Here is a 19,456-nt window from a genome sequence, read left to right on the forward strand (position 1 = left end):
ACACTCCATCAAATGGCTTCATCACTTTCTATATTTTCTGACCCTGCATTTTCTAACAGTTCAATCGCAATCAAACCAGCATTTTGGCGCAAAGCTGCTTCAATCTCTGTAGCTATTTCCACATGTTCACGTAAAAACTGCTTTGCATTCTCACGCCCCTGTCCTAAACGCTGAGAATTATAAGAAAACCATGCACCAGATTTTTCCACAACACCAACCTTGACACCCAAATCAATCAATTCACCTACTTTGGAAATACCTTCACCATAAATAATATCAAACTCAACCTGCTTAAATGGAGGTGCCAATTTATTTTTCACCACTTTAACGCGCGTCTGATTACCAACGATTGAATCCCTATCTTTAATGGATCCAATGCGACGAATATCTAAACGAACAGAAGCATAAAACTTTAAAGCGTTTCCACCCGTTGTCGTTTCAGGAGAACCAAACATCACACCAATTTTCATGCGAATTTGATTAATAAAAACAACCATACAGTTAGAGCGAAAAATTGCTGCGGTTAATTTTCGTAACGCTTTACTCATTAACCGAGCTTGCAATCCGGGCAAAGCATCACCCATTTCACCGTCAATTTCTGCTCGCGGAGTTAAAGCTGCGACAGAATCCACAACAAGCACATCAACTGCACCAGAACGAACCAACGTTTCTGTAATTTCCAATGCCTGTTCACCGGTATCTGGCTGAGAAATGAACAAGTTTTCTAAATCAACACCAAGCTTACGCGCATAAATAGGATCAAGCGCATGCTCTGCATCAATAAAAGCACAAATCCCACCACCTTTCTGTGCCTCAGCAATAGCATGGAGAGCCAATGTTGTTTTCCCAGAACTTTCTGGTCCATAAATCTCAACAATACGCCCCTTCGGTAATCCACCAATCCCTAAAGCAATATCCAAGGATAACGACCCTGTTGGAATTGTTTCAATTTCAACAACCTGCTCTTTTTGCCCAAGACGCATAATCGAGCCTTTACCAAAAGAACGTTCAATTTGTGAGAGAGCAGCATCGAGAGCTTTTGTTTTATCCACGATTATATCCTTGACCGAATTCATAATAACCTAAAAATTTAGTGTACACTGTACTTTTAATTTAACTAAAGGCTTGAGTTTAGATTTTCACAGACTATTTCCATTCCTATCTCCACATTATGCCCATAAACATTCATGACCATCACAATAAAGAATTGGCATTGCTTATCTTATGACACATAATAAACTCTAATAAAATAATATCTCTATGGGAGCATAGTTAACATATTTATATCTCTCTAGAAAAGGAACAATTTAATTTTAAACACAATGTTCTACAGCCCTTCTGCTTATCCCTTTGATTAAATACTTGAGAGACTAAGAATTCTCCTGCTATTGATCACAAAAAAACGCATCATCAATCAACCTCATACCCTATTGCATCGAAGAACAAAACGCCATTGTGTTGCATATTCATACACTTGATTTAAGAAACATCTCTCAAAACTTCTAAGCTCGTTTTGTGACAACACCTATGAATGTGGTATACTACAAAACCCTTTAGGCGCCACCATCTTTACTCTATGGAAGGAGAAAGCCGGCACCCATCACACTATTTATCATCCCCCAATGTTGCAACAGTTCTCGGCACTTGAGACAATTCATAAGAAGGATTTTTAGTCCTTTCTTGTACAGTTTTTATCACACGGTAATCCTGCTTGTAACATGCAAGTAAATGATTTGATTGATTCAACAAATAACAGACTTGGGATGAGAGAAATTTACGGTATTTGAAACTTTCATTCAACTTACGAAACAGTCTATTATTATAAGTCAATATATTATTTAATAAAACCAAAAAAATAAAGCAGCTTAAAAGTTGAATGATATATTTAAATTTGAAAAACTATGTACTTTCGAAGATATCAAAAAAAATCTCTACAAGCAATGCAATAAATGTTTAAAATATAAGCTAAATTTCTCATACAATAACATAAGAGATCAATAAAAAACGTATTTCAACTCAAATTTTATTTTGATCTTTACGTTTTTTGCGCAACTGTTGCCACCACTCAAGACGTTTCACAATTTCACGCTCAAAACCACGCTCAACTGGTTTATAATAACTCTGACGCCCAAGTTTTTCGGGAAAATATTCTTGTCCTGAAAAAGCGTCTGGTTCATCATGGTCATAACAATAACCACTTCCATACCCTTCTTCCTTCATAAATTTCGTAGGAGCATTAAGAATATGTTTAGGAGGTGATAAAGAGCCATTTTTGCGCGCACAACGCAGTGCTGCTTTATACGCGAGATATGCTGCATTTGACTTTGGCGCAGTTGCAACATAAAGACATGCTTGCGCCAAAGCCAACTCTCCTTCTGGTGATCCTAAATAATCATAAGCATCTTTTGCTGCATTACAAATGACAAGAGCTTGAGGATCCGCCAAACCAATATCTTCAACAGCCATACGAACCAATCTTCGCCCAATATAGAGAGGATCTTCACCAGCATCCAACATACGTGCCAAATAATAAAGCGCAGCATCAGGATCAGATCCACGAACGGATTTATGCAACGCTGAAATGAGATTATAATGCCCATCTCGTCCTTTATCATAAATGGGCGCACGACGCTGAATAACTTTTTGCAAAGCAACAACATCAAGAATCTCTCCCAATGGAGCAATAGACCAAACTTCCTCTGCCAATGTCAACGCTACCCGCGCATCACCATCAGACATCTCTATCAAAACGTCTCTGGCATCATTATCCAAGGGAAGAGTTTTTCCCTCCACTTCTTCAGCACGCTTCAAAAGCATGTCCAAACTTTCATGATCATGAGAAAGAAATGTTAAAACACGTGCACGCGAAAGAAGGGCAGCATTCAGTTCAAAAGAAGGATTTTCGGTTGTTGCACCTATAAGTACCACAGTACCCTCTTCCATCACAGAAAGAAAACTATCCTGCTGAGCACGATTAAACCGATGAATTTCATCAACAAAGAGAAGTGTTTTATCCCCAGATATAAAACGCCTCTGCGCAACTTCAAAAATCTTTTTAAGTTCAGAAACTCCTGTAAAAATAGCAGAAACCTGTTCAAACGCGAAATTTGTTTCAAGGGCTAACAAACGTGCAACGGTCGTTTTTCCCGTCCCTGGAGGTCCCCAAAAAATCATCGATCCAATTGAGCCAGTTGCCGCCATACGTGAAAGCAAACCATCCTCTCCAATCAAATGCTTTTGTCCCACAACATCATTGAGAGAACAAGGGCGCATTCTTTCTGCAAGTGGCTGATTTTTATTAACTTGAAAATCAAACGACGAAGTAAAAAAATCTTTCTTCAAAAAAAACCTCAACGAATAAATTGGCGAATATACATACCATCACGTTCATATTCCAATTGCCACATATTTGAGCGACCTTGCATAAGAACCTTTTTCAACTGATGAACTGTTTGAATTTTATGGCCATTTACAACACGTAGAATATCTCCTGACTGAAAAATTCCAGCTGCATTGCTCATTTCCTCAAGATTGGTAATCACAACCCCTTTTGCAGATATAGGAAGATGAAAACGTCGACTATTTTGCGGTGTTAAATCTAACACCTCAGCACCAGCAAGAGGACTGTCACCCGTAATTTTTTCAGATTTTAAAAATGCAGTTTCTGATATTGATGAAACTGTTATTTGTGTTTTTAAAGTTTTTCCACTTCGTAAATATTCCAAGGCAAGACTATGCTCAACGTCAGCTGTCATCAAACGATAACCAAGACTATCTGGACTGTCAACGCGTACCCCCTGCACACTCAAAATAACATCACCTACTTTCAATCCAGCTTTTTCAGCAGGACTATCTTTGATAACTTCAATAATCAGAGCACCATAGGGACGTTCTAAACCTAAACCACCAGCAATATCAGGTGTAACATTTTGAAAAGAAGCCCCAATATAAGGCGGCACAAAATATTTTCCACCGCGTTTAACAGTATTAAGCATTACTTTTACAAGATTAACTGGAATAGCAAAACCAATCCCTACCGAACCACCGGAACGCGAATAAATAGCCGTATTAATTCCGATTAACTGACCTTTCATATCAATTAAAGCGCCACCAGAATTCCCTGGATTAATGGCTGCGTCTGTTTGAATAAAAAAGTCAAAATCAGAAATCCCAACACGTGTACGCGCTTGCGCTGAAACAATACCACTTGTAACTGTTTGACCAACACCAAAAGGATTACCAATAGCCAGAACAAGATCACCAACTTCAACAGCATCAGAATTTCCCAAAGAAAGAACAGGAAATTGAGCATCTTTTTCCTCAACTTCAAGAATTGCAATATCAGTCGCTTCATCTTTGAGCACAACCTTACTCTCAAACTCCCGCCCATCAGAAAAAGCCACTTTAATTTCGCTTGCATCTTTAATGACGTGGTAATTTGTAACAATCAAACCACGTGCATCAACAATCACCCCTGATCCTAATGACGATTGCTTACGAACAGGAAATTTATTTTGAAAACGACCAAAAAATTGCTCAAAAAATGGATCGCCTTCAAAAGGTGATCGTGCTCTAATTTGTCGAGCTGCATAAATATTTACAACAGATGGAACTGTCTTTTTAACTAAAGGAGAAAATGAAAGAGTGATTTCTGTTTGTGTTTGAGGAACATGAGCATATACATGATCAAATGATATCTGCATCATAATTGCAAAAAAAATCCGCACCCAAAAAGAATACCTCATAATCCACTCCTTATAAAATCAGCACATTCTGTTGAAGATTAATAGAATAAAAAAACGCATCCCCGCAAATTAAGGATCTCTATTAATATTTCATAATAGAGAATAAAAACAACCTATTCGAACAATAAATATTATAAAAATAAGATAATTCAATACTCTATAATTTTCTCTCTGCACCTATTTCTCAACTAAAATAAACTTAAAAATACTCACAAAAAAACCGCCCAAAACAAGGCGGCCTTTAAAAATCCAACAGAATAAAAAAAACTCTACGAAGATGTTCCCTTTTCATTCTCAGAAGCCTCCATGCGAGCACGATCCCCAGCACCCTTCGCTTCAACATCACGATCAACAAACTCTATAACAGCCATGGGTGCATTATCACCGGTACGAAACCCCGCTTTCATAATACGCAAATACCCACCGTTGCGTGATGCATAACGTGGCGCAAGCGTATCAAATAATTTTGCAACCTTTCCCGCATCACGAAGTGCTGCAATTGCTTGCCGACGCGCATGCAAACCACCACGCTTACCAAGAGTAACGAGTTTTTCAACAATAGGACGAATTTCTTTAGCCTTTGGAAGCGTTGTCACAATCTGCTCATGCTCGATCAACGAAGTTGCCATATTTGCAAACATCGCTTTACGGTGACTGGCAGTACGATTCAACTTGCGTCCTGACTTACTATGGCGCATAAGCCCTCTCCTTAAATTCTAATTTTAATATTGATCTTCATAACGTTTTGCAAGATCATCAATGTTCTCAGGCGGCCACGCAGGAATTTCCATTCCAAGATGTAAACCCATACACGCCAAAACTTCTTTAATCTCATTCAACGATTTGCGACCAAAATTCGGTGTCCGAAGCATTTCAGATTCTGTTTTTTGAATCAGATCACCAATATAGACAATATTATCATTCTTAAGACAATTTGCCGAACGAACTGAAAGTTCTAATTCATCCACTTTTTTGAGAAGTGCAGGATTAAAAGAAAGCTCAGAATCAACCTCTTCAATAGGCTCCTTCTGTGGCTCTTCAAAGTTAATAAATAACGATAATTGATCCTGAAGAATGCGTGCTGCAAAAGCAACAGCATCCTCTCCATTAACAGCACCATTCGTTTCAATCGTTAAGGTCAATTTATCATAATCCAAAACTTGACCTTCACGCGTATTTTCCACTTTATAAGAAACTTTACGAATTGGTGAATAAAGACTATCAATTGGAATAAGCCCTATACGTGCATCATCAACACAATTACGATCAGATGGAACATAACCCTTTCCTGTGTTGACAATAAATTCCATACGAATCTCAGCATCTTCATCAAGAGTACAAATAACATGATCTGGATTTAGAATTTCCATATCCCCGACTGTACTGATATCTCCCGCTTTCACGACACCAGGCCCCTCTTTATAAACGACGACACGTTTAGGCCCTTCTTCTTCCATACGAAGCGCAATTTCTTTTATATTCAGAATAATATCCGTAACATCCTCACGCACACCTGGAATCGATGAAAATTCATGCAAGACACCGTCAATCTGCACAGCAGTAATAGCAGCACCACGAAGCGAAGATAACAACACGCGACGAAGCGCATTTCCTAAGGTTAAACCAAAACCACGCTCAAGAGGCTCAGCAATCACACTTATAATATTTGGATTATCATGTGCACATGATTCAACCTTATTGGGTTTAATAAGTTCCTGCCAGTTTTTCTGGATCATATTTTTATTCCCGTTCTTTAGTTCCGTTACCATTCAATCGTAACGACCAATGTGAACATCAGAGAAATCTCCGACAACAAAAAACAACACCCAATTAAACACGCCGCCTTTTCCGTGGACGACATCCATTATGAGGAATTGGTGTTACATCGCGAATAGAAGTAATGACAAAACCAACAGATTGCAATGCACGTAGAGCAGATTCACGCCCTGATCCAGGCCCACAAACTTCGACTTCCAAAGAACGCATACCATGCTCTTGCGCTTTTCTTGCACAATCCTCCGCAGCAACTTGAGCAGCAAAAGGTGTCGATTTACGCGCACCTTTAAACCCCTGAGCCCCAGCAGATGACCAAGCAATTGCATTACCCTGAGCATCAGTAATAGTAATCATTGTGTTATTAAATGTTGAATTAATATGCACAACACCCGATGAAATATTCTTACGTTCGCGACGACGAACACGTGTGGCTTCCTTGGCCATAATTTCCCTTTCAACGATCTCATCACTGCCGTAACATCAGCAGCTCCACCTTTTTTTTCCTTGTCAAACAAATCAAACAAGAAAAAAGAATATATAAAAACCTTCCACAAAGGCCCTTATTTCTTCTTACCAGCAATTGCCTTAGCCGGACCTTTACGCGTACGGGCATTCGTATGTGTACGCTGTCCTCGGACAGGCAAAGACCGGCGATGACGCAATCCTCGATAACAACCAAGGTCCATCAAACGCTTAACATTCATAGCAACCTCACGACGAAGATCACCTTCAACTTGATAGCCCTGATCTATAGCCTCACGAATCTGCAGCACCTCAGCATCTGAAAGCTCATGCACACGACGCCCCAAAGGAATGCCAACTCTTTCAATAATTTCTTGAGCAAATTTTGGTCCAATCCCGTGGATATATTGAAGCGCAATAATTACACGCTTATTTGTCGGGATATTGACGCCAGCAATACGAGCCACGCCTACTCTCCTTAGTTATTTTGACAAATTGTTATAAAATACCTGATATACCTTACAGAAAAAAATAGACTCAGAAAAAAATTCTTCCGAATCCTCTTATTTCACTAAAATAAATTAAATTTACTTCTGATAGATTTCATCTCAAAAGTCAACTCTTTTCATTTATTTCTAAAAAAAATCTCATGAAAGAAAACTTCTAATCATATGTGTCACTTCAGCAACACCAATCATTCCATCAACAACTTTCAACATTCCCCTCTCTGAATAAAACTTTGATAAGGGAGCTGTTTTTTCACGATATTCCACTAATCTTTTTGCAAAAGCAACAGGATTGTCATCTAAACGAACCTGTCCACCAGCCGCTATTGTTTCCTCAACACGCTTCTTCATACGTTCAATCAACACGTCTTCATCAACACACAACTCAATAACAGCATTAAGCCGCGTATTTTTTGAATCCAGTATCTGTTGCAACGCTTCCGCCTGCCCCACAGTTCGCGGATATCCATCCAAAACAAAACCGTTTACACAATCAGCTTCATCAATCCGATCTGATACGATTTGGTTAACAATACTATCAGGAACCAAAGCACCAGAACTTATAATAGCTTTAGCTTTTTTACCAATCTCCGTTTCTTTGGCAATCACCTCACGCAACATATCTCCTGTTGATAAATGAGGAATGTTATATTCCTCAGTCAACATTTTTGCTTGCGTACCTTTTCCCGCTCCAGGAGGACCTAAAAGAATAACTCTCATCGATTCCTTCTACCTCCACGAAGTTTTGATTTTTTTATCAACCCTTCATATTGGTGGGCAACAAGATGCCCCTGAATTTGAGCAACCGTATCAAGTGTAACAGTAACAACAATCAACAAGGATGTTCCCCCAAGATAAAAAGGAACCTGTAATGCAGATATCATAAATTCAGGTAACAAACAAACCAAGATAATATAAACAGCGCCCACAACAGTAATACGCGTCAAAACGTAATCAATATATTCGGCTGTACGCTCACCTGGACGAATCCCTGGAATAAAACCAGAATGCTTTTTCAATTGATCTGCAGTATCACTTGGATTAAACACAATAGCTGTATAAAAAAAGCAAAAAAACGCCATTAAAAATGCATAAACAATCATATAAAGTGGCTGTCCATGACCAAGAGCATAAGAAATCTCCTGAACCCATTGTGGCATTTTATCAGAAAAATTATTAATAGTGGCAGGCAATAATAATAAAGATGAAGCAAAAATAGGTGGAATAACACCAGCAGTATTCAACTTTAAAGGAAGATGCGACATATCTCCTTGAAACATTTGATTACCGACCTGACGTTTCGGATATTGGATAAGAATTCGCCGTTGTGCACGCTCTATAAAAACAATAAGCCCAATAACCAAAACAGCAATAAGAACGATTCCTATTAAAAGAAAAGTTGATAAATCAGCCTGACTATGAGCTGTCAAAAGCTGAGCAAAAGTAGAAGGAAAGTTGGCTACAATCCCTGTAAAAATGATAAGAGAAACCCCATTACCAACACCACGTGACGTAATTTGCTCGCCAAGCCACATAAGAAACATCGTTCCGCCAACAAGTGTAATAACAGAAGAAAAACGAAACATAAGACCTGGTTCTAAAACAATTTGAAGCCCCGACCCTATACCGCTTTCAAGCGCAACCGCAATACCAAAAGCTTGTAGAATTGCCAATACGACTGTCACATAACGCGTATATTGATTGATAATCTTACGACCTAAATCCCCTTCCTTTTTAAGAGTCTCCAAAGAAGGAATAATAGATGTTAACAATTGCACAATAATAGATGCCGATATATAAGGCATGATACCCAGCGCAAAAATAGCCATACGCCCAACGGCACCTCCAGCAAACATATTAAAGAGTCCTAATACACCAGACGCGTGATGTTCAAATGTTTGCCGCAAAGCATCGATATTGATACCTGGAAGAGAGATGTAAGTGCCAAAACGATATACAAGAAGCGCCAACAGAGTAAACCAGATGCGTTTCTTTAATTCAGTTGCACGCGAAAAGGTACCAAAGTTTATATTGGAAGCAAATTGCTCTGCTGCTGATGCCATAAAACGTCTCCACTTTACACTCCAGTTCTTTAAATCACAGAAGTATAATCCTAAAATTCACATACGCATACACAAATAAATGCAGAACTTAAACAAGTCTCCACAAAAGATCCCACAAAACAAATATAATTCTTCTTTAGGTCTCTATTCATACTAAAAAATTATCGAGCAATATCAGGAAAAATGACCTGACCACCCACTTTTTCAATCTTAACACGAGCAGCTTGTGAAGCACCAGAAACATGAAAGGTAATCTTAGCCTTCAAATCACCATCAGAAAGAAGACGAACCCCATCTTTTTCACGACGAATAATACCAGACTCTTTCAAAGCAATCATATCAACAGGCTTTTCAATATTCAACTTACCCGCATCAACTGCCAACTGAATACGTCCTAGTGAAACTTCATTGTAGGTTTTGGCAAAGAAATTTCTAAATCCACGTTTTGGCAAACGACGATAGATAGGCATTTGCCCACCTTCAAAACCATTAAGGGAAACACCAGAACGTGACTTTTGCCCTTTTACACCACGACCACCAGTCTTACCCATACCGGAACCAATGCCACGCCCAACACGCTTACGATTTTTTATTGCGCCTTCGCAATCACGCAGTTCATTGAGTTTCATATATAATACTCCCGCAACCCTTAACCTTCATCTATAACGCGAACAAGATGCCGAACCCGAGCAATCATACCCCGCACACAAAGTGTATCATCTAAAACGCGCCGACGACGCATTTTATTTAGTCCAAGCCCCTTTAAGGTTGCACGCTGAATCTGTGAGTTTCGAATAGGGCTTCCAATTTGCTCCACCGTCACAGTTTTATTACTCTGAGATTTTTTCTGAACCATTTCCTAATTCCTTTTCTGATAATCTCAGAAACTACCCTTCTAGGTCGACTAAATGGCGACGACGCGCCTGCAAAGTCGAATATTTTATACCACGTTGAGCAGCAATATCTCTAGGATGCATTTGATGTTTCAATGCATCAAATGTTGCACGAACCATGTTATAAGGATTCGACGATCCTAGCGATTTTGCAACGACATCCTGCATACCAAGAGCTTCAAAAATAGCACGCATCGGTCCCCCAGCAATAATACCAGTACCAGCAGAAGCCGAACGTAGCAAAACACGCCCAGCTCCGTGACGACCTTCAAGATCATGATGCAATGTACGCCCAGACCGAAGTGGAACATAAATCATCCCACGCTTTGCAGATTCCGTTGCTTTACGAACGGCTTCGGGAACTTCGCGGGCTTTACCATGTCCAAAACCCACACGTCCTTTTTGATCTCCAACGACAACAAGAGCAGCAAAACCAAAACGCCGACCACCTTTTACAACTTTAGCAACACGATTGATATGAACGAGCCTATCGACAAATTCATTATCGCGTTCTTCTCTATCACCACGTTCTTTTTGTGCCATTCCTCATTCCTTTTTCTTTTCCGGAAGCACGATAACAAAGTCCCTCACCAAACTGGAAGAACTTAAACGAAAAACTCTAAACTCTCCTTACTCATTCATAAATAAGAAATTTTAGAAATTCAAACCACCTTCACGAGCAGCCTCAGCTAAAGCTTTGACGCGACCATGGTACACATACGCTCCACGATCAAAAACCACCTCATTAACACCCGCTTTCTTCGCACGCTCAGCAATTAACTTACCAACAGCAAAAGCTGCCTTTTTATCAGCACCACTCTTTAACGACTTTTTTAAATCACTTTCAAGAGTAGAGGCTGAAACAAGTGTACATCCCCGCAAATCATCGATAACCTGAGCATAAATGTTCTGATTTGAACGATAAACACTAAGCCGAGGACGATCATGAGAAACCATTTTAATTCTACGACGAACACGCCTTGCACGACGTTGGATAATGTCCTTAGATGAAACCATAATACAAAATCCTTATTTCTTTTTACCTTCTTTACGGAAGATACGTTCATCTGCATGCTTAACACCCTTACCTTTATAAGGTTCAGGCCTACGATACTCCCGAATCTCCGCTGCAACTTGTCCAACTTGCTGTTTATCAATTCCAGAAACAACAATTTCTGTTGGCTTAGGAACAGTCACAGTAACACCCGACGGAACTTTATAAACCACATCATGCGAAAAGCCCAGAGATAGTTGAACATCCTTACCCTGCAAAGCAGCACGATAACCAACCCCATTAATCTCCAACCTCTTTTCAAAACCATTTTTCACACCACAAAAAATGTTCTCAATCATTGAGCGCGACATTCCCCATTTAGAACGCGCATCTTTTGACTGATCCCGCGGCATAACTGATATGATATTTTCCTCAAGTTTGACCAAGACTTCATCATTGACGACGTAACTCAGCTCACCTTTTGGACCTTTTGCCTTAACCAGCTGACCTTCAACAGTAGCAGTAACTCCAGAAGGAATTGAAATGGGTTTCTTTCCAATACGAGACATTGTTCTAACCTACTTTTTCTTCCGTTTTCTTGACATAACTTAGAAAACACGACAAAGGAGTTCTCCACCAACATTCTGTTCACGCGCCTCATGATCTGCCATGACGCCTTTAGGAGTCGATAAAATCGAAATACCAAGGCCATTAGCCACCTGTGGAAGTGACTTAGCAGAAACATACACACGACGCCCTGGCTTTGATACACGTGAAATCTCACGAATAGCAGCCAGCCCTTCAAAATACTTCAATTCGATTTCAATCTCAGCTTTCCCATCACCTAAATCAATTTGATTATATCCGCGAATATAACCTTCCGACTGAAGAACATCAAGAACGTGCGCACGAAGCTTCGAAGCTGGAGTAACTACTTTACCTTTTTTACGACCAAGTGCATTACGAATACGTGTTAACATATCACCAAGAGGATCTGACATAGACATTAAATAATCTCCTCTTACCAACTAGATTTTACAATACCAGGAATATAGCCAATAGAGCCAAGCTCACGCAACGCAATTCGCGACATTTTTAATTTACGATAATAAGCCCGCGGACGACCTGAAACCTCACAGCGATTACGAATACGAACTTTCGAAGAATTACGCGGTAACTCTGCCAACTGAACAGAAGCTTTAAAACGTTCTTCAAGAGAAACCTTCTGATCCATAACTATTGCTTTCAAACGTGCACGACGGGCAGCATAACACTTTACCATCACCTCACGACGCTTATTTTTTTCAACGGCACTTACTTTGGCCATAATTTCACCTCACTATGTTTGCCGTTACGAACGAAAAGGAAAATTAAAAGCACGCAATAATTCACGAGCCTCATCATCCGTTTTTGCTGTCGTACAAACGATAATATCCATGCCCCAAATTTGATCAACTTTATCATAGTTGATTTCTGGAAACACAATGTGTTCTTTAATACCCATAGCAAAATTGCCACGACCATCAAAACTCTTTGGATTTAAACCACGAAAGTCACGAACCCGCGGAAGAGCAATCGTAACAAGACGATCTAAAAACTCAAACATACGATCTTTACGCAATGTAACTTTAGCCCCAAGAGGCATTCCTTCACGAACCTTAAAGGTCGCAATAGAATTACGCGCACGCGTAACAACAGCCTTCTGACCCGTTATTAGCCCTAAATCCTCAGCAGCAAGGGAAGGCTTCTTCGAATCAGCAGTTGCTTCACCTATGCCCATATTTATTACAACTTTATCAATCCGCGGAATTTGCATTGCATTTCTGTAATTAAACTTTTCTTGAAGCGCTTTACGAATCACTTCAAAATAATGCGCTTTCATACGCGGTACTTGTCTTTCCTCAGCCATTAATCAACTCTCCCGAACGCTTGGCAAAACGCACCTTATTACCATCTGCATTCATACGAAAGCCTACACGTGTAGGCTTACCATCTTTAGGATCAGCAATCGCCAAATTAGACAGATGAATCGGAGCTTCTTTAGAAATAATTCCAGCCTCTTGCTTCTGCGTTTGACGTTGATGACGTTTAATCATATTAATCCCACGAACAAAAGCCTTATTCTCTTTTGGACTAACCTTAATTACTTCACCACTACATCCTTTATCCTTACCGGACAAAACAACAACTTTATCACCTTTTCGAATCTTCTGCATAACATTTACTCCTTATAGAACTTCAGGAGCAAGCGAGATGATCTTCATATGATTCCTACCACGCAATTCGCGGGGAACAGGTCCAAAGATACGAGTACCAATCGGCTCTTTTTTATTATCCACTAAAACCGCAGCATTACTATCAAAACGAATGACACTACCATCTGCGCGACGAATATCCTTAGCAGTACGAACCACAACAGCTTTCATAACATCACCTTTTTTAACACGGCCACGAGGAATTGCATCCTTAACCGAAACAACAATAATGTCACCGACCGAAGCATATTTCCGCTTTGAACCGCCTAACACCTTGATGCACATGACACGACGCGCTCCAGAATTATCAGCAACGTCGAGATTTGTTTGCATCTGAATCATGACTGGCCACCTTCTCTTAACACATATATCCGATTGTACCTTTTATACACTCGGATTTGCCTGCCAAATAACGATAAATTCATCGCCTTCAAATTTATCAATGATAAAAACACTGTTAAATTCTAAAACAATAAACTTAACCCATTACGCTACATTGTCTTTTACAACAATCCAACATTTATCTTTCGAAATTGGTCTAGATTCTTGAATAGAAACTTGATCCCCAATCTTGAATTGGTTGTTTTCGTCATGCGCTTTATAATTTTTAGACTGCCGAACAGTCTTCTTAAGAAGCGGATGAGAATAACGGCGTTCAACTTTGACAACAACAGTCTTATCACTTTTGTCGCTAATAACAACACCCTGCAAAACGCGTTTAGGCATCTCTTATTTCCTTAAACCTTAGTTTCACTTATCTTTTGACGAAGAAAAGTTTTAATACGCGCAATATCACGACGAACTTGTCTAACACGCGCAGTCTTTTCTAATTGACCTGTTGCTTGTTGAAAACGCAAATTAAATTGCTCTTTCTTTAACTTAGCCAATTCATCTTTCATTTGGTCGAGCGTTTGCGCCCGTAATTCTGTGGCTCTCATCGCTTAACCTCATTATTCAGCAATACGCTGGATGAAACGCGTTTTTATAGGCAACTTTGCAGCACCCAACCTTAGCGCTTCACGTGCAACATCTTCCGGAACTCCATCAAGCTCAAACATGACGCGCCCAGGAGCAACACGTGCAGCCCAATAATCAACACTTCCCTTACCTTTACCCATACGAACTTCAGTCGGTTTAGATGTAACCGGAAGATCTGGAAAAATGCGAATCCACACACGACCAGAACGCTTCATATAACGTGTAATCGCACGACGCGCCGCTTCAATTTGACGAGCAGTAACCCGCTCCGGCTCAACAGCCTTCAAACCGTAGGCACCGAAATTCAAATCCGTACCACCCTTCGCAGAACCGTGAATACGGCCTTTGAACTGTTTACGGAACTTTGTGCGCTTTGGCTGCAACATTGTTCTCTACTCCAAATTTTAGTTCAATCTCAAAAACTAAGCATTTTCGCGGCGACGATTCGATGAAGAACCAGATTGATCAGCTTCCGTAGCACGACGTTCTGAAGCCATCGGATCATGCTCAAGAATCTCACCCTTAAAGACCCAAACTTTAATACCACAAATACCATAAGCGGTCTTAGCTTCTGCTGTACCGTAATCAACATCAGAACGCAAGGTATGAAGTGGAACACGACCTTCACGATACCATTCCATACGAGCAATTTCAGCACCACCAAGACGGCCAGAACAATTGATACGAATACCTTCCGCACCAAGACGCATAGCAGACTGAACAGCACGCTTCATTGCACGACGAAAAGCAACACGACGCTCTAACTGTTGAGCAATTGATTGCGCAATAATTGTCGCATCAATCTCCGGTTTACGAATCTCCACAATATTCAATGAAGTTTCAGCATCCGTCATTTCTGAAAGCTTACGACGAAGCTTTTCGATATCAGCACCCTTTTTACCAATAATCAAACCAGGACGTGCAGAATGAATCGTAATACGACACTTCTTATGAGGACGCTCAATAACAACCTTAGAAATAGCCGCCTGTTTAAGCTCCTCAAGCACATATGAACGAATTTTCAAATCTTCATGAAGAAGGCGCCCATATTCACCACTATCAGCATACCAACGAGAGTCCCAAGTCCGATTAACACCAAGACGAAGTCCTATTGGATTGATCTTCTGCCCCATTACGCGGCCTCCACTTTTTCGGTAACTTCACGAACAATAACAGTAAGATGCGAAAATGGACGTTCAATTCTACTAGCACGCCCTCGACCACGAACATGAAAGCGCTTCATCACTATCGACTTACCAACATAAGCTTCCGCCACAACAAGCGAATCAATATCAAGATCGTGGTTATTTTCTGCATTTGCAATTGCTGATTCAAGCGTTTTTTTCACAGTAGCAGCAATACGCTTGCGTGAAAACATCAAATCAGCGAGCGCTACATTAACTCTTTTACCACGAATCATTGCAGCAACTAAATTAAGCTTCTGCGGACTAACACGAATTGTCCGCGTGACAGCTCTTGCTTCATTATCTTTAAGCTGGCGCGAAACTTTAGCTTTTCCCATTCCTACTTCCTCTTCGCTTTTTTATCAGCACCATGACCATAATAAGTCCGGGTAGGAGCGAACTCACCAAACTTATGCCCAACCATCTCTTCAGAAACAGAAACAGGAATATGCTTATTACCGTTGTAAACACCAAAAGTTAAACCAACAAATTGCGGTAAAATAGTAGAGCGACGACTCCATATTTTTATAACTTCATTGCGCCCACTTGCACGTACCTTCTCTGCTTTACCAAGAAGATAGCCGTCAACAAACGGACCTTTCCACACTGAACGAACCACTTCAGACTACCTTTCTCATTTCTTGCGTTGATGACGCGTACGCATAATAAATTTATCAGTGGCTTTATTGGAGCGCGTACGCTTACCTTTCGTAGGTTTACCCCAAGGAGATACTGGATGGCGCCCCCCCGATGTACGACCTTCACCACCACCGTGCGGATGATCAACGGGGTTCATAGCAACACCACGAACATGTGGACGTTTACCACGCCAACGTGACCGACCCGCCTTACCATCATTAATATTCCCATGATCAGGATTTGAAACAGCGCCAACAGTTGCAAAACAGCTACTCGGAACCAAACGCTGTTCACCAGAATTTAAACGAAGAATAGCCATACCATGATCTCGTCCAACCAACTGCGCATAAGCACCTGCTGAACGCGCAATCTGCCCTCCTTTTCCTGGCTTCATCTCAACATTATGAATAATTGTGCCTACAGGCATATTACCAAGAGGCATAGCATTACCTGGTTTAACATCCACATTTAAACCAGCCATAACAGAATCACCAACACCAAGACGCTGTGGCGCAAGAATATAACTCAATTGCCCATCCTCATAGCGGATTAAAGCAATAAAAGCGGTACGATTAGGATCGTATTCTAAACGCTCAACCTTTGCTGAAACATCACGTTTAAGACGCTTAAAGTCGACAAACCGATAACTACGTTTATGTCCACCACCCTGAAAACGAGCAGTAACACGACCGCGATTATTACGTCCACCCTTTGAAGACAAACCTTCAGTTAACATCTTTATAGGTTTTCCCTTATAAAGACAAGAACGTTCCACAATAACAAGCTGACGCTGCCCAGGTGTAGTTGGATTAAATTGCTTAAGTGCCATTATTCCTATCTCCGAGCCTCTTAAAGACCTGTCGAAACGTCGATAGTCTGACCACTGGCCAGAGTTACGATCGCTTTTTTGACATCACTCTGCCGACCAACTATACCTTTGAAACGCTTCACTTTACCCTTACGGACTATCGTGTTAACTGCTTTAACTTTTACGCTAAAAAGCGCTTCAATAGCAGCCTTAATCTCAGGCTTCGTCGCTTTCGGCGCGACATTAAAAGCAACTTGATTATATTCAGAAATCATAGTCGCCTTTTCAGTAATAACTGGACTAATAATTATATCATAATGGCGAAGATCTGTCATTTAAAACGCTCCTCAAGAGCCTCAACAGCTGCTTTTGATAAAACAAGTTTGCTGCGACGCAAAATATCATAAACATTAATTCCCTGAATAGGCAAAATGTCAATATTAGGGATATTAGAGGCTGCACGAAAAAAGTTAATATCAATCTCTTTACCACCAATCAAGAGAGCGTTATTAAATCCAAGCTTAGAAAAATGAGAAACAAGCATCTTCGTTTTAGCATCCTTAACAGTCAACTCATCCACAATAATCAAATCTTTTGCTTTTAATTTTGCAGATAAAGCAAGACGCAACCCAAGAGCACGAATCTTTTTAGGAAGATCATGCGCATGACTGCGAACCACCGGTCCATGTGCCTTACCCCCACCTCTAAACTGCGGTGCACGTGCAGATGAATGTCGAGCACGCCCAGTTCCTTTCTGTTTAAACATTTTTGCCCCTGTTCGCGACACATCAGAACGACCTTGGGATTGATGACTTCCCTGCTGACGACGTGCAAGCTGCCAACGAACAACACGTTGCAAAATATCCTCACGCGGAACAAGATCAAAAATAGCTTCAGAAACCTTTAATTTGCCAGCTTCATTACCATCAAGAGTTTTAATTACAAGATCCATTATTAGGCTCCCTCAACTTCAGAGGTTTCCGTCACCGGAGTAACCATTTCCGCTTTCTCCTTCACAAGACGGCGAATACCGGCAGGCTTTGGAGCATTATCAGGAAGACGCTTCTTCACAGCATCCCGTATCAAAATCCAAGAACCTTTAGAACCAGAAACAGCACCACGCACTAAAATTAAACCACGCTCACTATCTGTGGAAATAACTTCAATATTCTGTGTTGTTACACGCACTTGCCCCATATGGCCGGCCATTTTTTTGCCTTTAAAAACTTTACCAGGATCTTGGCACTGCCCTGTAGAACCATGAGCACGATGTGTGATCGAATTACCATGGGAAGCACGATGCCCACCAAAGTTATGTCGTTTCATAACACCAGCAAACCCCTTACCAATACTGGTACCAGTCACATCAACTCTTTGTCCTGGAACAAAATGTTCCACTGTAATCTCAGTACCAACATCAAGAAGATTGTCGGGACTCACACGAAACTCTGCTATTTTGGCTTTAGGCTCAACAGAAGCCTTAGCAAAATGTCCACGAAGAGCTTGTGAAGTATTCTTAACCTTAGCAAAGCCTACACCTAATTGAACAGCAGTATAACCATTCTTTTCAACTGTACGCTGAGCAACGACTTGACAATTCTCCAAACGAAGTACCGTCACCGGCACATGCTCACCAGCATCATTATAAATACGGGTCATGCCCAGCTTCTGTGCTATTACACCTGAACGCATCGGGTCTGTTCCTTCTGTCCTCAAACCTCAGAGCTTAATTTCTACATCCACACCAGCAGAAAGATCGAGCTTCATAAGCGCATCCACTGTTTGCGGCGTTGGATCAACAATGTCAAGAAGACGCTTATGTGTTCGCATCTCAAACTGCTCACGACTTTTCTTATCGATATGCGGTCCACGATTGACCGTAAACTTCTCAATCCGCGTCGGAAGCGGAATGGGACCACGGACATTTGCACCGGTACGTTTAGCAGTCGATACAATCTCACGCGTCGACGTATCAAGAATTCTATGATCAAACGCTTTCAAGCGAATGCGAATATTCTGACTGTTCATGCTCTTTATTTCCCTGTTATACAAAGTGCATTAATAATTAAAGCACTCAACAAGCATTATTTATTCAATGATCTTAGAGACGATACCGGCACCAACAGTACGACCACCTTCACGAATAGCAAAAC

Annotated in this window: 30 protein-coding genes and 1 pseudogene; all 31 read right to left on the reverse strand. The window is 40.7% G+C overall.

Translation table 11 applies throughout. The features are described from left to right. Nucleotides 1-8: 8 nt before the first annotated feature. Nucleotides 9-1,052 carry a recombinase RecA gene (gene recA, locus ACFIK0_RS06050; RefSeq protein WP_273791424.1) on the reverse strand — a complete coding sequence of 348 codons (1,044 nt, stop codon included), beginning with the start codon at nucleotides 1,050-1,052 and terminating at the stop codon, nucleotides 9-11. A gap of 964 nt (nucleotides 1,053-2,016) precedes the next feature. Then, complete coding sequence (locus ACFIK0_RS06055) at nucleotides 2,017-3,342, reverse strand: replication-associated recombination protein A (protein ID WP_375643221.1); 1,326 nt, start codon at nucleotides 3,340-3,342, stop codon at nucleotides 2,017-2,019. An 8-nt stretch (nucleotides 3,343-3,350) separates the two neighbouring features. Further along, complete coding sequence (locus tag ACFIK0_RS06060) at nucleotides 3,351-4,745, reverse strand: DegQ family serine endoprotease (RefSeq protein ID WP_273791422.1); 1,395 nt, start codon at nucleotides 4,743-4,745, stop codon at nucleotides 3,351-3,353. Between the two features lie 269 nt (nucleotides 4,746-5,014). After that, nucleotides 5,015-5,443: a 50S ribosomal protein L17 gene (gene rplQ, locus ACFIK0_RS06065; RefSeq protein ID WP_273791421.1), complete on the reverse strand. Its 429-nt coding sequence runs from the start codon at nucleotides 5,441-5,443 to the stop codon at nucleotides 5,015-5,017. 24 nt (nucleotides 5,444-5,467) lie between these two features. After that, nucleotides 5,468-6,481 (reverse strand): DNA-directed RNA polymerase subunit alpha, encoded by a 1,014-nt coding sequence (locus ACFIK0_RS06070; protein WP_273791420.1) that lies wholly within the window; start codon nucleotides 6,479-6,481, stop codon nucleotides 5,468-5,470. Nucleotides 6,482-6,575: 94 nt separating this feature from the next. Further along, nucleotides 6,576-6,965: a 30S ribosomal protein S11 gene (rpsK, locus tag ACFIK0_RS06075; RefSeq protein ID WP_007347762.1), complete on the reverse strand. Its 390-nt coding sequence runs from the start codon at nucleotides 6,963-6,965 to the stop codon at nucleotides 6,576-6,578. Between the two features lie 116 nt (nucleotides 6,966-7,081). Beyond that, a complete protein-coding gene (gene rpsM / locus ACFIK0_RS06080; RefSeq protein WP_026500557.1) occupies nucleotides 7,082-7,450 on the reverse strand; it encodes a 30S ribosomal protein S13 in 369 nt (122 codons plus the stop codon). Nucleotides 7,451-7,630: 180 nt separating this feature from the next. Then, entirely contained in the window at nucleotides 7,631-8,209 is a 579-nt protein-coding gene (locus tag ACFIK0_RS06085; protein WP_375663658.1) for an adenylate kinase, read from the reverse strand. Further along, a complete protein-coding gene (gene secY / locus ACFIK0_RS06090; protein ID WP_273791418.1) occupies nucleotides 8,206-9,552 on the reverse strand; it encodes a preprotein translocase subunit SecY in 1,347 nt (448 codons plus the stop codon). The genes ACFIK0_RS06085 and secY overlap by 4 nt, the downstream gene beginning before the upstream one ends. Before the next feature lie 161 nt (nucleotides 9,553-9,713). Beyond that, nucleotides 9,714-10,181 carry a 50S ribosomal protein L15 gene (rplO, locus tag ACFIK0_RS06095; RefSeq protein ID WP_273791417.1) on the reverse strand — a complete coding sequence of 156 codons (468 nt, stop codon included), beginning with the start codon at nucleotides 10,179-10,181 and terminating at the stop codon, nucleotides 9,714-9,716. A 20-nt stretch (nucleotides 10,182-10,201) separates the two neighbouring features. After that, entirely contained in the window at nucleotides 10,202-10,408 is a 207-nt protein-coding gene (gene rpmD / locus ACFIK0_RS06100) for a 50S ribosomal protein L30 (RefSeq protein ID WP_375631283.1), read from the reverse strand. Between the two features lie 31 nt (nucleotides 10,409-10,439). Next, complete coding sequence (rpsE, locus tag ACFIK0_RS06105) at nucleotides 10,440-10,988, reverse strand: 30S ribosomal protein S5 (protein WP_273791415.1); 549 nt, start codon at nucleotides 10,986-10,988, stop codon at nucleotides 10,440-10,442. A 111-nt stretch (nucleotides 10,989-11,099) separates the two neighbouring features. Continuing rightward, nucleotides 11,100-11,462 (reverse strand): 50S ribosomal protein L18, encoded by a 363-nt coding sequence (gene rplR, locus ACFIK0_RS06110; RefSeq protein WP_273791414.1) that lies wholly within the window; start codon nucleotides 11,460-11,462, stop codon nucleotides 11,100-11,102. A gap of 12 nt (nucleotides 11,463-11,474) precedes the next feature. Continuing rightward, on the reverse strand, nucleotides 11,475-12,008 hold the full coding sequence (gene rplF / locus ACFIK0_RS06115; protein ID WP_375663659.1) for a 50S ribosomal protein L6: 534 nt from the start codon (nucleotides 12,006-12,008) through the stop codon (nucleotides 11,475-11,477). A gap of 39 nt (nucleotides 12,009-12,047) precedes the next feature. Further along, complete coding sequence (gene rpsH, locus ACFIK0_RS06120; protein ID WP_015856577.1) at nucleotides 12,048-12,446, reverse strand: 30S ribosomal protein S8; 399 nt, start codon at nucleotides 12,444-12,446, stop codon at nucleotides 12,048-12,050. Between the two features lie 14 nt (nucleotides 12,447-12,460). Then, nucleotides 12,461-12,766, reverse strand: coding sequence for a 30S ribosomal protein S14 (rpsN, locus tag ACFIK0_RS06125; protein ID WP_375663660.1), 306 nt, complete (start codon nucleotides 12,764-12,766; stop codon nucleotides 12,461-12,463). A 24-nt stretch (nucleotides 12,767-12,790) separates the two neighbouring features. After that, the gene (gene rplE / locus ACFIK0_RS06130; protein WP_273791411.1) at nucleotides 12,791-13,348 is read right to left on the reverse strand and encodes a 50S ribosomal protein L5; all 558 of its coding nucleotides are present in this window, start codon (nucleotides 13,346-13,348) and stop codon (nucleotides 12,791-12,793) included. Continuing rightward, nucleotides 13,341-13,655: a 50S ribosomal protein L24 gene (gene rplX, locus ACFIK0_RS06135; RefSeq protein WP_015856579.1), complete on the reverse strand. Its 315-nt coding sequence runs from the start codon at nucleotides 13,653-13,655 to the stop codon at nucleotides 13,341-13,343. Before rplX ends, rplE begins: the two co-directional genes overlap by 8 nt. Before the next feature lie 12 nt (nucleotides 13,656-13,667). Beyond that, entirely contained in the window at nucleotides 13,668-14,036 is a 369-nt protein-coding gene (rplN, locus tag ACFIK0_RS06140) for a 50S ribosomal protein L14 (RefSeq protein WP_004855715.1), read from the reverse strand. Nucleotides 14,037-14,180: 144 nt separating this feature from the next. Beyond that, complete coding sequence (gene rpsQ / locus ACFIK0_RS06145) at nucleotides 14,181-14,420, reverse strand: 30S ribosomal protein S17 (RefSeq protein ID WP_012231991.1); 240 nt, start codon at nucleotides 14,418-14,420, stop codon at nucleotides 14,181-14,183. An 11-nt stretch (nucleotides 14,421-14,431) separates the two neighbouring features. Then, a complete protein-coding gene (rpmC, locus tag ACFIK0_RS06150) occupies nucleotides 14,432-14,632 on the reverse strand; it encodes a 50S ribosomal protein L29 (RefSeq protein ID WP_375660067.1) in 201 nt (66 codons plus the stop codon). 12 nt (nucleotides 14,633-14,644) lie between these two features. Next, nucleotides 14,645-15,058 carry a 50S ribosomal protein L16 gene (gene rplP, locus ACFIK0_RS06155; RefSeq protein ID WP_273791409.1) on the reverse strand — a complete coding sequence of 138 codons (414 nt, stop codon included), beginning with the start codon at nucleotides 15,056-15,058 and terminating at the stop codon, nucleotides 14,645-14,647. Nucleotides 15,059-15,094: 36 nt separating this feature from the next. Then, nucleotides 15,095-15,805, reverse strand: a complete 711-nt coding sequence (gene rpsC / locus ACFIK0_RS06160; protein WP_273791408.1) for a 30S ribosomal protein S3 — start codon at nucleotides 15,803-15,805, stop codon at nucleotides 15,095-15,097. Continuing rightward, on the reverse strand, nucleotides 15,805-16,194 hold the full coding sequence (rplV, locus tag ACFIK0_RS06165; RefSeq protein ID WP_273791407.1) for a 50S ribosomal protein L22: 390 nt from the start codon (nucleotides 16,192-16,194) through the stop codon (nucleotides 15,805-15,807). The genes rpsC and rplV overlap by 1 nt, the downstream gene beginning before the upstream one ends. A 2-nt stretch (nucleotides 16,195-16,196) precedes the next feature. After that, nucleotides 16,197-16,475: a 30S ribosomal protein S19 gene (gene rpsS / locus ACFIK0_RS06170; RefSeq protein WP_004855734.1), complete on the reverse strand. Its 279-nt coding sequence runs from the start codon at nucleotides 16,473-16,475 to the stop codon at nucleotides 16,197-16,199. A 15-nt stretch (nucleotides 16,476-16,490) separates the two neighbouring features. Continuing rightward, nucleotides 16,491-17,324 carry a 50S ribosomal protein L2 gene (gene rplB, locus ACFIK0_RS06175; RefSeq protein WP_273791406.1) on the reverse strand — a complete coding sequence of 278 codons (834 nt, stop codon included), beginning with the start codon at nucleotides 17,322-17,324 and terminating at the stop codon, nucleotides 16,491-16,493. 20 nt (nucleotides 17,325-17,344) lie between these two features. Continuing rightward, nucleotides 17,345-17,638: a 50S ribosomal protein L23 gene (locus tag ACFIK0_RS06180; protein WP_273723987.1), complete on the reverse strand. Its 294-nt coding sequence runs from the start codon at nucleotides 17,636-17,638 to the stop codon at nucleotides 17,345-17,347. Next, nucleotides 17,635-18,255, reverse strand: a complete 621-nt coding sequence (gene rplD, locus ACFIK0_RS06185) for a 50S ribosomal protein L4 (protein WP_273791405.1) — start codon at nucleotides 18,253-18,255, stop codon at nucleotides 17,635-17,637. The genes ACFIK0_RS06180 and rplD overlap by 4 nt, the downstream gene beginning before the upstream one ends. A 2-nt stretch (nucleotides 18,256-18,257) precedes the next feature. Continuing rightward, on the reverse strand, nucleotides 18,258-18,995 hold the full coding sequence (gene rplC / locus ACFIK0_RS06190) for a 50S ribosomal protein L3 (protein ID WP_273791404.1): 738 nt from the start codon (nucleotides 18,993-18,995) through the stop codon (nucleotides 18,258-18,260). Between the two features lie 27 nt (nucleotides 18,996-19,022). Next, nucleotides 19,023-19,331 carry a 30S ribosomal protein S10 gene (gene rpsJ, locus ACFIK0_RS06195; protein ID WP_005773267.1) on the reverse strand — a complete coding sequence of 103 codons (309 nt, stop codon included), beginning with the start codon at nucleotides 19,329-19,331 and terminating at the stop codon, nucleotides 19,023-19,025. Nucleotides 19,332-19,391: 60 nt separating this feature from the next. Beyond that, nucleotides 19,392-19,456, reverse strand: a pseudogene (locus tag ACFIK0_RS06200) (elongation factor Tu); the annotation flags it as partial.

It is taken from the genome of Bartonella sp. CL63NXGY (assembly GCF_042194905.1).
Taxonomy (GTDB): domain Bacteria; phylum Pseudomonadota; class Alphaproteobacteria; order Rhizobiales; family Rhizobiaceae; genus Bartonella.

Bases quoted from the DNA above. Each gene is read 5' to 3' on its own strand.
- ACFIK0_RS06060 (WP_273791422.1), bottom strand. From the start codon at position 4,745: ATGAGGTATTCTTTTTGGGTGCGGATTTTTTTTGCAATTATGATGCAG.
- rplQ (WP_273791421.1), bottom strand. From the start codon at position 5,443: ATGCGCCATAGTAAGTCAGGACGCAAGTTGAATCGTACTGCCAGTCAC.
- ACFIK0_RS06070 (WP_273791420.1), bottom strand. From the start codon at position 6,481: ATGATCCAGAAAAACTGGCAGGAACTTATTAAACCCAATAAGGTTGAA.
- rpsK (WP_007347762.1), bottom strand. From the start codon at position 6,965: ATGGCCAAGGAAGCCACACGTGTTCGTCGTCGCGAACGTAAGAATATT.
- ACFIK0_RS06085 (WP_375663658.1), bottom strand. From the start codon at position 8,209: ATGAGAGTTATTCTTTTAGGTCCTCCTGGAGCGGGAAAAGGTACGCAA.
- secY (WP_273791418.1), bottom strand. From the start codon at position 9,552: ATGGCATCAGCAGCAGAGCAATTTGCTTCCAATATAAACTTTGGTACC.
- rplO (WP_273791417.1), bottom strand. From the start codon at position 10,181: ATGAAACTCAATGAACTGCGTGATTGCGAAGGCGCAATAAAAAATCGT.
- rpmD (WP_375631283.1), bottom strand. From the start codon at position 10,408: ATGGTTCAGAAAAAATCTCAGAGTAATAAAACTGTGACGGTGGAGCAA.
- rpsE (WP_273791415.1), bottom strand. From the start codon at position 10,988: ATGGCACAAAAAGAACGTGGTGATAGAGAAGAACGCGATAATGAATTT.
- rplR (WP_273791414.1), bottom strand. From the start codon at position 11,462: ATGGTTTCATCTAAGGACATTATCCAACGTCGTGCAAGGCGTGTTCGT.
- rplF (WP_375663659.1), bottom strand. From the start codon at position 12,008: ATGTCTCGTATTGGAAAGAAACCCATTTCAATTCCTTCTGGAGTTACT.
- rpsH (WP_015856577.1), bottom strand. From the start codon at position 12,446: ATGTCTATGTCAGATCCTCTTGGTGATATGTTAACACGTATTCGTAAT.
- rpsN (WP_375663660.1), bottom strand. From the start codon at position 12,766: ATGGCCAAAGTAAGTGCCGTTGAAAAAAATAAGCGTCGTGAGGTGATG.
- rplE (WP_273791411.1), bottom strand. From the start codon at position 13,348: ATGGCTGAGGAAAGACAAGTACCGCGTATGAAAGCGCATTATTTTGAA.
- rplX (WP_015856579.1), bottom strand. From the start codon at position 13,655: ATGCAGAAGATTCGAAAAGGTGATAAAGTTGTTGTTTTGTCCGGTAAG.
- rplN (WP_004855715.1), bottom strand. From the start codon at position 14,036: ATGATTCAGATGCAAACAAATCTCGACGTTGCTGATAATTCTGGAGCG.
- rpsQ (WP_012231991.1), bottom strand. From the start codon at position 14,420: ATGCCTAAACGCGTTTTGCAGGGTGTTGTTATTAGCGACAAAAGTGAT.
- rpmC (WP_375660067.1), bottom strand. From the start codon at position 14,632: ATGAGAGCCACAGAATTACGGGCGCAAACGCTCGACCAAATGAAAGAT.
- rplP (WP_273791409.1), bottom strand. From the start codon at position 15,058: ATGTTGCAGCCAAAGCGCACAAAGTTCCGTAAACAGTTCAAAGGCCGT.
- rpsC (WP_273791408.1), bottom strand. From the start codon at position 15,805: ATGGGGCAGAAGATCAATCCAATAGGACTTCGTCTTGGTGTTAATCGG.
- rplV (WP_273791407.1), bottom strand. From the start codon at position 16,194: ATGGGAAAAGCTAAAGTTTCGCGCCAGCTTAAAGATAATGAAGCAAGA.
- rplB (WP_273791406.1), bottom strand. From the start codon at position 17,324: ATGGCACTTAAGCAATTTAATCCAACTACACCTGGGCAGCGTCAGCTT.
- ACFIK0_RS06180 (WP_273723987.1), bottom strand. From the start codon at position 17,638: ATGACAGATCTTCGCCATTATGATATAATTATTAGTCCAGTTATTACT.
- rplD (WP_273791405.1), bottom strand. From the start codon at position 18,255: ATGGATCTTGTAATTAAAACTCTTGATGGTAATGAAGCTGGCAAATTA.
- rplC (WP_273791404.1), bottom strand. From the start codon at position 18,995: ATGCGTTCAGGTGTAATAGCACAGAAGCTGGGCATGACCCGTATTTAT.
- rpsJ (WP_005773267.1), bottom strand. From the start codon at position 19,331: ATGAACAGTCAGAATATTCGCATTCGCTTGAAAGCGTTTGATCATAGA.